General features: G+C 41.8%; 10 protein-coding genes. 1 reads left to right on the top strand and 9 read right to left on the bottom strand.

Annotation, left to right across the window (positions count from 1 at the left end):
• Positions 1-245 precede the first annotated feature (245 nt).
• From trxB to hprK, 7 genes are all read right to left on the bottom strand, one after another.
• On the bottom strand, positions 246-1,196 hold the full coding sequence (gene trxB / locus ACFQ38_RS16865; protein WP_336823906.1) for a thioredoxin-disulfide reductase: 951 nt from the start codon (positions 1,194-1,196) through the stop codon (positions 246-248).
• A 376-nt stretch (positions 1,197-1,572) separates the two neighbouring features.
• Complete coding sequence (locus ACFQ38_RS16860; protein WP_336823905.1) at positions 1,573-3,099, bottom strand: tetratricopeptide repeat protein; 1,527 nt, start codon at positions 3,097-3,099, stop codon at positions 1,573-1,575.
• Between the two features lie 393 nt (positions 3,100-3,492).
• Positions 3,493-4,023 (bottom strand): acyltransferase, encoded by a 531-nt coding sequence (locus ACFQ38_RS16855; RefSeq protein WP_336823904.1) that lies wholly within the window; start codon positions 4,021-4,023, stop codon positions 3,493-3,495.
• Positions 4,020-4,673: a pyrophosphatase PpaX gene (gene ppaX / locus ACFQ38_RS16850; protein WP_381482408.1), complete on the bottom strand. Its 654-nt coding sequence runs from the start codon at positions 4,671-4,673 to the stop codon at positions 4,020-4,022. The genes ACFQ38_RS16855 and ppaX overlap by 4 nt, the downstream gene beginning before the upstream one ends.
• Positions 4,666-5,610, bottom strand: a complete 945-nt coding sequence (locus ACFQ38_RS16845) for a nucleoside recognition domain-containing protein (RefSeq protein ID WP_381482406.1) — start codon at positions 5,608-5,610, stop codon at positions 4,666-4,668. The genes ppaX and ACFQ38_RS16845 overlap by 8 nt, the downstream gene beginning before the upstream one ends.
• Before the next feature lie 12 nt (positions 5,611-5,622).
• The gene (lgt, locus tag ACFQ38_RS16840; protein WP_336823901.1) at positions 5,623-6,432 is read right to left on the bottom strand and encodes a prolipoprotein diacylglyceryl transferase; all 810 of its coding nucleotides are present in this window, start codon (positions 6,430-6,432) and stop codon (positions 5,623-5,625) included.
• 15 nt (positions 6,433-6,447) lie between these two features.
• Complete coding sequence (gene hprK / locus ACFQ38_RS16835) at positions 6,448-7,383, bottom strand: HPr(Ser) kinase/phosphatase (protein ID WP_336823900.1); 936 nt, start codon at positions 7,381-7,383, stop codon at positions 6,448-6,450.
• Positions 7,384-7,519: 136 nt separating this feature from the next.
• Between hprK and ACFQ38_RS16830 the strand changes: the two genes are divergently transcribed.
• A complete protein-coding gene (locus ACFQ38_RS16830; protein ID WP_336823899.1) occupies positions 7,520-8,071 on the top strand; it encodes an N-acetylmuramoyl-L-alanine amidase family protein in 552 nt (183 codons plus the stop codon).
• Positions 8,072-8,346: 275 nt separating this feature from the next.
• On the opposite strand, the gene ACFQ38_RS16825 is transcribed toward ACFQ38_RS16830, so the two are convergent.
• Both ACFQ38_RS16825 and uvrA read right to left on the bottom strand, forming a co-directional pair.
• Positions 8,347-9,540 carry a DUF4097 family beta strand repeat-containing protein gene (locus ACFQ38_RS16825; RefSeq protein ID WP_336823898.1) on the bottom strand — a complete coding sequence of 398 codons (1,194 nt, stop codon included), beginning with the start codon at positions 9,538-9,540 and terminating at the stop codon, positions 8,347-8,349.
• A gap of 135 nt (positions 9,541-9,675) precedes the next feature.
• Positions 9,676-12,540, bottom strand: coding sequence for an excinuclease ABC subunit UvrA (gene uvrA, locus ACFQ38_RS16820; protein ID WP_381482403.1), 2,865 nt, complete (start codon positions 12,538-12,540; stop codon positions 9,676-9,678).
• Between the last annotated feature and the right edge of the window lie 2 nt (positions 12,541-12,542).

Below are 12,542 nucleotides of genomic sequence, written 5' to 3'. Positions count from 1 at the left end.
TCTATTTATGCGCAGCCGAACTCCTTTATGCGCGGACATTTCCATTTATGCGCAGCCACGATCTCTTATGCGCGGAGAAATCTATTTATGCGCAGCCGCGCTCCTTTTTTTCGCGGATAAATGCTTCATGCGGGGGAAAGAGTAAATATGCTTGGTTTCTCGAATTTCTACCAACTTTTAATTCTCCATAGATGCTTCAAGTACGAAAAAACGGCCTATCCATGATCAGATAGGCCGTTTTACTATTATACTTCCGCCGACAGTTTCTCTTGGAGTTCTTCGACGTATTTTTGACAAGCTTGAGCAGCGATGCTGCCATCTCCTGTTGCTGTAACGACTTGTCTTAGAAGTTTTTCGCGGACGTCGCCTGCAGCGTAAATTCCAGGGATTGAAGTTTCCATATTTTCATTCGTTTTAATATAGCCGTTTTCATCCAAAATGCCCAATTTTTTAAATGGAGCGGTTAATGGATCCATGCCGATGTAGATGAACATACCTTCTGCATCAAATTCACGTTCTGAACCATCAACAGTTGAAACGAGTGTGACAGAGCCGATTTTGCCATTCTTTTCATTCACTTGTTTAACTGTCGTATTCCAGATGAACTCAATTTTTTCATTTGCAAATGCACGGTCTTGGAGAATTTTTTGTGCGCGGAGCTCATCACGGCGATGGATGATCGTTACTTTTTTCGCAAAGCGTGTCAAATAGGATCCTTCTTCAACAGCTGAGTCGCCGCCGCCGACTACGATGATTTCTTTATCTTTAAAGAACGCGCCATCACAAACTGCACAATAGCTAACACCGCGGCCTGTCAATTCCTGTTCTCCCGGAATTCCCATTTTGCGGTATTCAGCGCCTGTCGTAATGATGATCGAACGCGCTTTATATTCTTTGTTGCCTGAAATAATTGTCTTATATTCTTCCCCGTCAATCACGTCTGTAACATCGCCATAAGCGTATTCAGCACCAAATCTTTTGGCATGATCGAACATTTTTGTAGATAAATCAGGTCCTAAAATGGATTCAAAACCTGGGTAGTTTTCGATTTCTTCTGTATTTGCCATTTGCCCGCCAGGAATTCCGCGCTCCAACATCAAAGTTGATAAATTGGCTCTTGACGTATAGACCGCAGCTGTCATTCCTGCAGGACCAGCGCCAATAATAATGACGTCATATATTTTCTCAGTTGTCATTGAGATTCCTCCTTCACTGCATGTAACACTTATCAAAAAAGCAACCTCTACATTCGCCCAACACTCAATATGGGCTTTTGTGAATTAAGAACCATTCCACCTCTGCGTATGATCATCCGAGTTTTTATTGAGCCTGTTCGATAACTCATTTAAAAACCTATGACATCCGCGGTCCTTCAGGCTGTAGATCATGCAACTGCAGCCATAGGAAACGGCGTTCTTAGATTGCCTTCCTACTCATTCAGCCCGGGTTTGCCTCCATTCACCTTGCCGTCTTTAAAAACGGAGGATCTTTGCTGAATTACGTTAAACAAATCGTATAAGATTTCTCGTAGCCAATCAATCTTTTTGCTTGCTTAGCAATCCCGGCATATTCCTATGATTTGAAATGAGGCAGGAACTCCATCAATTGTTCAACGTACTTCGTCAACGTCGGAACTGAAATGCCATATTCCTTTGCAATGCTCGTTTTTGTCGTATCTGTGTAGCGCGAAGAACGGAACATATAATCCGCCGCAGCTGCAAGAGCAGCAGGATTGCGGAAATGGTAGGAGCGGAGCAACGCTACTTCACATAGAGTGAACCACATTTGAAATAAATGCGTTCCTTGCTTCGTTAAAGGCTGATGCTTTTCGTACAATAAATCTGTCGTTTGAATCGCCCGATCGAATAGATGATCAAATTGATCACTAAGCGTAAATTCATAATCAAGGCTATGCGCCAAAAACAGTTGTTCAATGACAGTCAATTTATCAACATCAATATACTCAGGATGTGAAATGAGCTCCTGTTTATGCGCTGATTTCCCTAAAAGGTAATATCCTAATAAGCGCTCGCTTCTATACTGATTCAGTATTTTGCTAATGAGGAAGTCGCGATCCTGTTCATAAGCATCTGACCTCGCAGCGGAAGGAGCAACGTTTTTCCATGGTTCGAATCCCGCTTTTTCGGGATCTAATTGGGTGAGCATTTCATATGCCTCTTTCGCAATGTCCTCATGACCCGAGAAATAAGCAGAATGGGAAAGCCAGAAATAATAGCCCGCATCCCCTTCAAATCCTTTTTTCTTTAAGCTGCGCAGCCAATTGAACCCTTCCTCATGCTTGCCTACTAACGCAAAAGTCGCTCCTAATTTAAATCTATGCTCAAATTGATACGGCTTTATCTTCAATAGCAGTTCTAACATGGAATTCAATTTCTCTTTGTCTTTTTCATAATAATAAAAGACAGCGAGATTGCATAATGCGTGCAAGTTTCCTTTATTTTTTTCTAAAACATCATATAGCAGTTCTTTCGCATGCTCGATTTCCCCAATATAAAAATAGGCGAGTGCCAAATTGTTGTATGCCGCCCAAAAGTCGGGATAATCCACGATGATTGACTCTAAAATTCTGATTGCTTCCGGAAAAGACCCAGATTCCATCAATTTCCTTGCCTTCTCTTGAAGGAAGTACACTTCGCTATCTGGCATATCCTCATCTAAGCTGAAAGATTCTTCCTGTTCCGCAAAATCAATAATTTCCATTGAGTCGTCTGCTAAAGGGCCATCTGGCGCTAAAGCGATATACTTTTCCGCATAAATTTTCGCATCACGCAACAACCCTAAATGGGCATGCACTTCCGCTAAATAGAAGATAATGTCTTCCTCTTCCGGATCCAGTCCATGGGCCGCAGTCAAATATTCGTAAGCCTCTTCGAACTCCCCTTCCTCCATGACTAAAATGCCGAACTGCATTAGAATCCTCGGATCATTCGGGCTAAGTTCAACAGCTCTTTTCAAATATTTATGAGCCTCATCAAAACGCTCACGCTGCATCGATTTAAGGCCTTTTTTATAATAAAATTCACCATCAGGGATAAATGAAATTATTTTTCTGTCCTCATTTTTATGTTTTTTATCCAAGTTATTAATTCCTCCGAAAAAATGAAAGGAACGCTTTCACGCTCCTTTCAATCAATTACAAATTCGTCCAAATTTTCAATAGCGACAATCGTATTAAACAGCCGTTGTCAATCAAATTAAATTTTTACGTCTTTTTGACAGAACAGCACAACACATGGTTGAACTAATTTTATTCCTGCAATTTTATTAAAATGTATTTTTGGACGCTGGTTTGCCTACGTTCTTCTATACAGCAACAGTGGCGGCCAAAACCTCCACTGCACGGTCAAACATTTCTATAGTGTACGGCAATTGACTTAGAAGGAGTTTTTTGCACAATCAAGTTAAACTCTATCCATTATAACATAACTTATAACGAAAATATCACATGCATTTTAAGGCGAAGAACATGGCCTAATTACTTTTAAGCATTTTTCCATTCTTTCGTTCCAATAATTGTTCTGCTGTATAAATAATGCGGACAGGATTTCCACCTGCCATTGCACCTGGCGGAATATCCCGGTTTACAAGCGAAGCGGCAGACACGGTCGCACCATCGCCGATTTCGACTCCCGGCAAGATGGTCGTATTTGCGCCGATCATTACCTCATCGCCAATTACGACATCGCCAATCCGGTATTCTTCAATTAAATATTCATGTGCAAGAATGGTTGTGTTAAAACCGATAATCGTATTGTTGCCAATTGAAATTCGTTCAGGAAACATCGTATCTGGCATGACCATTAAAGCTAACGACGTTTTTTTACCAATTTTCATCCGCAAAAACGTTCGATAAATCCAGTTCTTCACCGAAAAAAAAGGCGTATATCTCCCAATTTGGATGAAAATGAAATTCTTCGCTACTTTAAGGAATGGCACAGTTTTGTATAAATGCCAAAGCGAGTTTGCATTATGTTTTGCAGTATGCCGCTCTGTTCTTCTCACACTGGCTCACCCGCAACAATTTTTTGGAGGTCTGATAAATGCTGAAGAACGAAATCAGGCTCAAGCGAGCGGATAAATTCTTCTCCTTTTATCGACCATGCAACTCCCGCAGTTCGTACTCCAGCATTTTTGCCTCCTTCGATATCGTGGAGGTTATCACCGATCATCATCGTTTCTTCTGGACTTGCCCCTAATCGTTCCATCGCCAATAGAAGCGGTTCAGGATCAGGTTTTGGCTTGCTTACATCGTCCAAACCGACAATTGTATCAAAAAGCTCTGTCACGCCTAACAATGCCAGCCCTCTCATAATCATATTGTTTCGCTTCGTAGAAACGATCGCCATCTTTAAGCCCATTTCCTTTAAGCTCTTTAATGTTTCCTTTACCCCGTCAAACTCTTTCGCAAGCAAATCGTGATGTTGTAGGTTCCATGCACGATAAGCTTTCATCATTTCTTCTGTTTTCTCAGGGTCAATCGAGTCAAATGTTTCCCGCAAAGTCGGGCCTAAGAAAGGTAATATGTGAACTCTTTCAAAACGGTTCGGATAATACTCGTCCAATACCGTTTGGAAAGATTGGATAATGAGTTCATTCGTATCTAAAAGCGTTCCGTCAAAATCAAATAAAAGCGTCGTAATCGGTTTAGCCATCTACTACAGATACCTCCTTCTCTTTCTTGAGCTCACTTGCCTTCCAGAAATAAGCGACAGCAATCGTCAGCACAAAAGCAGTTACAATTCGTATGATTAACAAAGGGAGCACTGGTATGCCTAACGGCAAGAATATTAGCGTATCTTCCACTACTGCATGACATGCAATTAAGAAGATGAAAGCCAATGTCGCATCCTTTTTGCTCACACCATCCTCTTGAACAGCTTGGATCATAACGCCCGCTCCATACGCCAATCCGATAACAAGACCGGTTACTAATGTCATTGAAGCATTCGGTTGAACACCGATCATTTTCGTGAAAGGAGATAGCTTCTCTGAGAATTTTTGCAAATAATGGCGATCCTTCAAAAATTGAACGATAATCATTAACGGTATTACAATTAAAGCGAGCTGCAATATTCCGAAGCTACCTTTTTGCAATCCTAACAAAGCAATTTCGTGCCATCCGTCTGGAACGGCTGCACTTTCGGGAGCCATGCCATATTTTGCAATCTCATTGCCCCCGTGCCAAAATAAATTGATGATGATTGCTGAAATTGCCGCTAATCCGAAACGGACGACAAGTACAATCCATAGCTTAACGCCTACCTTCAAGGCAACACCGGTTTCAATGAAAAGATTATGCGAAAAACTTAACATGACCGCTACTATAAAAACTTCCTTTACGGTCAAATCCAATGATAAAATTCCAGCTATACCCGCATATAAATTCAATGCATTTCCTAACACTAATGGGATTGCAGCTTCTCCGCTCAACCCAAAAAGGCTCATGAATGGAGAGACCAATTTCACGAGCCAAGGCAAAATCGGTGTATGTTGTAAAATAACGACTACTATCGTAATCGGAAAAATAATTTTCCCTAATGTCCATGTTGTGTGTAATCCAGCCTTAAAGCCATTCCTTAATGTGTCCATCCGAATCCCCTTTTATCTATCTTGGTATGTGACATCGATTTTATCGACGAACCTTCTTTTTACGAAGAGTATGATTGAAACGATAATCGCTACAATCGAAACAATTTGCGCAGCACGTAAATCACCGCCATACAAACTGTCTGTTCTCATTCCTTCGATAAAATATCTGCCGATTGAGTACCAAGTTAAATAAAACAGGAACATTTCGCCCCTTTTCAAGCGTACCCTTCTCAATAATAAAATAATGATCAATCCGACGACATTCCAAAGTGATTCGTATAAAAACGTCGGGTGATAAGTAACCCCATTAATCGTCATTTGATCCATAATCCAATCCGGAATGATTGTCGTTTCAAGGAATTTTTCGGAAACTGGACCTCCATGTGCCTCCTGATTGATGAAGTTCCCCCAGCGGCCGATAATTTGACCGATCAAGATGCCCGGTGCCGCAATATCCGCTACTTTCCAAAAAGAAATGCCTTTCTTCTTCGTATAAAAATATGTAGTGACAAAAGCACCGATCAGCGCTCCGTGGATGGCGATGCCACCTTCCCAAATTTTTATCATATCGAGCGGCCGATCTTTATATAAATCAAATGAAAAAATAACATAGTAAATACGGGCACTAATTATGGAAATTGGTACGGCCCATATTAATAAATCTGTCAGAAAGTCGGGATGCATGCCTCTTTTCACCATTTCTTTTTGCACAACAATAAAAGCTAAGACAATTCCCGTTGTAATGAGTATTCCATACCATCTAATCGCTATCGGCCCAATATGGAATGCCGTAGGATTAATCGCCAATATATCAAATAACATAGTCACTTTCCTTTCTTATTCTGAATCAGTCGCATTTTGGAGGATTGCTGATTCAAGCTTTTTTGAAAAGTTCTCTGCCGCATTAATTCCTAACCGTTTCATACGGTAATCCATCGCAGCAACTTCAATGATTACCGATAAGTTTCTGCCCGGACGAACCGGAACTGTCAATTTCGTCAGCTCCGAATCCATAATCGGCATTTTTTCCTCATCGATGCCTAACCGGTCGTAAACTTTATCCGAATCCCACACTTCAAGATCAATTACCATTAAAATCCTTTTATCATCCCTTACCGCGCTTGCACCAAATAAAGTCATCATATCAATAATGCCTACACCGCGTATTTCCAACATATGTTTGAGCAATTTTGGCGCATTTCCAATTAAGACGTTTTTGGCAACTTGTCTAATTTCAACAGAATCATCTGCAACAAGCCTATGGCCTCTTTTTACAAGCTCCAATGCCGTCTCACTTTTCCCAACACCGCTTTTTCCAGTTATTAATACGCCAATGCCATAGACATCTACTAACACACCGTGCACTGTAGTCATCGGTGCCAATCTACCTTCCAAATAATTCGTCAACATTCCCGAGAAACGGGTCGTTGGATTTTCAGTTTGCAAAACAGGTATTTTACGCTGTTCCGCCATATATAAAAGTTCTTCCGGAGCATCCAGACAATGGGCAACGATAAATGCCGGTGTTTCCGGGGAACAGAGACGATCCATCCGATCCAACCTCTCTTGCGATGATAAACCTCCGAAGAAGGATAGCTCCGTTTTTCCAAACAATTGCACACGAGAAGCAGGATAAAAATCGAAATACCCTGCCATTTCAAGGCCTGGGCGTGAAATGTCGCTCATTTCAATCGGGCGATCTATCCCTTCTCCTCCCGCTAACAATTGAAGATCAAACCTTTCCTGTATATCTTTCACCGTAACGATTGCCATCTGTCCGCCACCTTTCTAACGACTTAATGCACTGCAATCATTTTACCATGAACCATTTTAAATGAAATGATTTGAATTACAATTTGTCCACTATTTATGAATTGACTCTATATACAAAGTAAAGGGGGATTCATTCATGGAGTACATTATGATCGATGCCGGGCACGGTCCAGAAACAGCAGGGAAACGTTCACCTGATGGCACTCTTAGGGAATTTACATTCAACTCAGCAGTAGCCCAAACTGTTAAACGGTTGCTCGTAGCAGAGGGAGTCTCTGTACATTTTTCACACGATCCGCATCGTGATGTTCCGCTTCATGAACGCACTTCCAAGGCGAATCAATTAGGAGTCGACGCATTCGTATCCATTCACGCAAATGCGTATGGCAATAGCTATAATGAAGCGAATGGTATTGAAACGTACGTTTATCCCACTGGAAGCCGCGATTCATTTTTATTGGCAAATATAGTACAGTCTTCGTTAATCTCAGCGGTTCAGCGAAAAGATAGAGGAGTGAAGCAAGCCAACTTTGCTGTTTTGCGGGATACAAAAATGCCAGCCATTTTAGTGGAATGCGGATTTATGACCAATCGAACGGAATTGATGCTACTAATGAATAAAGCATACCGTGAACAATGTGCAAGAGCGATCGCGTTCGGCATATTATGTTATTTATACAATAAATAAGCAGGCTGTAGACAATGTGTTTTCACTTTGTCTACAGTCTTTTTAAGATTTTTAGCCATAAGATAAATGTTTGCACAGCATGGCTTGAAAACGCTTGTGAAGGAAGGCAACCTAAGAACGCCACGTCCAAGAGACGAAGAGCGCAGAAATTAAGGCAAATCGAACCCTTCGCCGTTCGATTCGCAGTATGCGAGCGTTTCAACAAGCTGTAAGTGAACAACAGAAAAAGCAAGGGTACGAAAACAATTTGTTTTCTCCCTTGCTTTTTCATTTGATTAGGCACTGTGATTTACATTATAGCAGACGATCACTGTACCCGTTTTCGCTTCTCCTTGAATATGAAGAGGCTTCGTTTCGCCTTCAGCATGCTTTTTGAATGAAACGGAACGCTGTAAAAATTGTTCCTGCTCTGTTGTCTTATCGACATCATTCAATTGAAGATCCAATTTCCCCATATTTGTAGAAATATGGCCATCTAAAGGTAATTCAGAAGGGATGTAAATTTCAACTGAACCGCTCACTGTCTTCGCTTCAATTTTCTCAGCCGCTTTGTCAGTAGTTGTCACAACTACCGCACCATTTAACGATTTTGCTTCGACATCTTTTAAAGCTCCATCGATATAAACCCGACCATTGATCGTTTCAGCTGACAATTGAGCACCAGTGCTGCCATTTAAACGGATAGAGCCGTTCGCTGTTTCTAATTCTGCAGCATCGAATTGTAAGCCATTTGCTTCCACTTTGCCATTAGCCGTTTTTACGTAAATACGTTCCGCTTTCAAATCTGCAATGGTAAAATCACCATTCAGCAAACGTACTGAAGCTTTATGGTATGCCTCATTCGGAAGTAGCAATGTAACATTCACTTGCATTAATTTCAAATCGCTTAACAACCGCAGCGTTCCTTCGTCTTGAACGAAGACGACTTTATCGAGAAACTCTTTTTTCGTTTCCTCTTCATTCTTGTTATTGAAATTTTTCACTGTAAATTCTGCACGAATTTCTTGCACATCAGCTGTTTCAACAGTGACATTTCCGTGATCGACATCAATGATAATTTCCTCTATATCTTCAGCAGCTTTGATCATTGTATGCGAAAAAGTAGTACCGCCGCCAAAAGGGGTGTCAAAATCGAATTTTTTCATCCGGTCAACCGCCGTTTGCATGAATTGCATGAACCGGTCACCTACCGTAACAAAATCTTTTCGGATATCTTCGATGAATTCATCCATGGATGGATTATGAGAATCATCCGAACCCTGATTGCCTCTAAAAGATGAATCACTCTTCCGTTCTTCTGCACCCTCTGTATTCCTATAGACGTTTTCGGATTGACTTTGCTCACTTGCCGTGGATGAAGGATTGCCTGTTTGCTTCTTTTCCATTGTCTCTAAAAGGGTTAAGGCTTCTTCCATTGAAATCGTGCCGTTCTCCAACATGGTCAAGATTCGTTTCCGTTCATTTTGCAATTTTTCCGCCTCCTAAAATGTCTTCATACGGAATGCCTATCGGCTTAGAGGGACAGTTAACGAATAAATCCCCATTCCGCCATTCGCTTTACCTATCAATATATACGTCCTATCCTCCCGTTTGGTTTCATCTTATTATTTTGCCGCTTCTTCAATCATTTCATGCATTCGACGGCGATCCCTTTCCAAAATCGGCTTTAAATAGTTGCCTGTATAAGAATTTTCATTTTCAGCTACTTTTTCCGGAGTGCCGACAGCAATAATTTGCCCGCCTTTATCTCCGCCTTCCGGACCAAGATCGATAATATGATCCACTGTTTTTATGACGTCTAAATTATGCTCGATCACTAAAACCGTATTGCCGCTATCAACTAATCTTTGCAATACAACAAGCAATTTTTCAATATCATGAACATGCAAGCCGGTCGTCGGTTCATCTAATATATAAAACGATTTTCCATTCGAACGTTTATGCAGCTCGGACGCTAATTTCACACGTTGGGCTTCTCCTCCTGATAGCGTCGTCGCCGGTTGACCCATCTGGACATATCCAAGACCGACATCGACTAAAGTTTGGAGCTTCCTACTGATTTTCGGTATATTTTCAAAGAAAACGAGCGCATCTTCTACTGTCATCGATAGGACATCGGCGATGCTTTTTCCTTTATACGTCACTTCTAACGTTTCCCTATTGTATCGTTTCCCATGACAAACCTCACATGGCACATAGACGTCGGGCAAGAAATGCATTTCGATTTTTATAATGCCATCGCCCCTGCACGCTTCACATCTACCGCCTTTTACGTTGAAGCTAAATCGACCTTTTTTATAGCCCCGCACTTTCGCTTCATTCGTCATCGCGAAAACATCGCGAATATCGTCAAACACTCCTGTGTACGTTGCTGGATTCGATCTCGGCGTCCGGCCGATCGGCGATTGATCGATATCGATTACTTTCTCCAATTCTTCCAAACCGGATACTGATTTGAATTGTCCCGGTTTTTGTTTGGATCGGTTCAGTTTTTGCGATAGTACTTTGTAGAGAACTTCATTGACGAGTGTACTTTTCCCGGACCCCGATACACCGGTAACTGCAATAAATTTGCCGAGAGGGAAATCTGCATTGACATTCTTTAAATTATTTTCCGAAGCTCCTTTAATAGAAACAACTCTGCCATCTCCGCTCCTTCTTTCAGTCGGAAGTGGAATGAATTTTTTACCGCTCAAATACTGACCGGTTAAGGAAGCTGGATCATTCATCACTTCTGAAGGCGTCCCGGCGGAAATGATTTGACCGCCAGCCGCGCCAGCTCCTGGTCCGATGTCTATTAAATAATCTGCAGCGATCATCGTATCTTCGTCATGTTCTACTACGATGAGCGTATTGCCGATGTCTCGCATGCTTTGCAGCGTACCGATTAATCGGTCATTATCTCTTTGGTGCAACCCGATGGACGGCTCATCCAATATATATAATACTCCAGTCAGTCTCGATCCGATTTGCGTCGCCAGCCTAATCCGCTGCGCTTCCCCACCGGATAAAGTTCCTGCTGCACGAGATAATGTCAAATAATCCAACCCAACATTCACTAAGAAACCTAAGCGCTCTTCTATTTCGCGCAAAATAAGTGCGGCTATTTTCATATCTTTTTCGGAAAGGGATAAATTGTGTACAAACTCATTCGCCTCAGTAATCGACATTGCCGTCACTTCGCCGATATGGCGATCATTAACTTTGACAGAAAGTGCTTCTTCCTTCAAACGATAGCCGTGGCATGTCGGGCAATGACGCTGAGCCATATATTTCTCCATTTGCTCGCGGATGTAATCGGAGGTCGTTTCTTTAAACCGACGTTCCACATTCGACAAGACACCTTCAAAATATATATTATTCACTCGCGTATTTCCGAATTCATTCGTATATTTAAAATGGATTTTTTCATCTTTCGAACCGTACAATAATATCTTCAAATCATCGTCCGATAGCTCGCTCACTGGCACATCCATCGGAATCTTAAAATGCTTGGCAACTGTTTTTAACAATTCCGGGTAATATTGTGAGCTTGTAGGTATCCAAGGAGCGATGGCATCGTCTTTCAGTGATAACGAAGGGTCGGGAATGACCAATTCAGGGTCAACTTCCAATTTCGTTCCCAATCCATCGCAATCAGGACAAGCTCCAAACGGGCTATTGAAAGAAAACATACGCGGCTCCAATTCACCGATGGAAAATCCGCATAACGGACATGCATGATGTTCGCTGAATAACAATTCCTCTTCTCCGATAACGTCCACTAATACGGTGCCTTCTGATAATCGAAGCGCTGACTCAAGGGAATCACTCAGTCTCGTTTCGACGCCTTCCTTCAATACGATTCTGTCAATGACAATTTCGATCGTATGTTTTTTGTTTTTATTCAACTCGATGTTGTCGTCTAAATCCATTACTTCGCCATCGACTCGTATACGGACATATCCTTGTTTTTTAATATCCTCAATAAGCTTGGCATGCGTCCCTTTTCTGCCTGAAATGACCGGAGCCAAAATTTGCAGCCGTGAACGTTCCGGCAGCTGTAAAATGCGATCGACCATTTGTTCAATCGTTTGTGATGTAATTTCGATTCCATGTTTCGGGCAAATTGGTTTACCGACCCTCGCATAAAGAAGGCGCAAATAATCATAGATTTCCGTAACCGTACCGACAGTGGAACGCGGGTTGCGGCTCGTCGTCTTCTGATCAATCGAAATAGCAGGTGAAAGGCCCTCGATCACATCGACATCCGGCTTGTCCATTTGTCCTAAAAACTGCCTTGCATAGGCAGAGAGCGATTCCACATATCTTCTTTGCCCTTCAGCGTAAATTGTATCGAACGCAAGCGAAGATTTTCCGGATCCCGATAAACCTGTAATGACGACCAACTGATCACGAGGGATCGTGACATCTATATTTTTTAAATTATGGGCTCTTGCCCCTTGAATGACGATTTCCTTATTTTTCATCG

Source organism: Sporosarcina contaminans (assembly GCF_042679045.1).
Taxonomy (GTDB): Bacteria; Bacillota; Bacilli; order Bacillales_A; family Planococcaceae; genus Sporosarcina; species Sporosarcina contaminans.
Note: the sequence above shows the minus strand (reverse complement) of the source record. Positions and strands in the feature narration are given on the sequence as shown.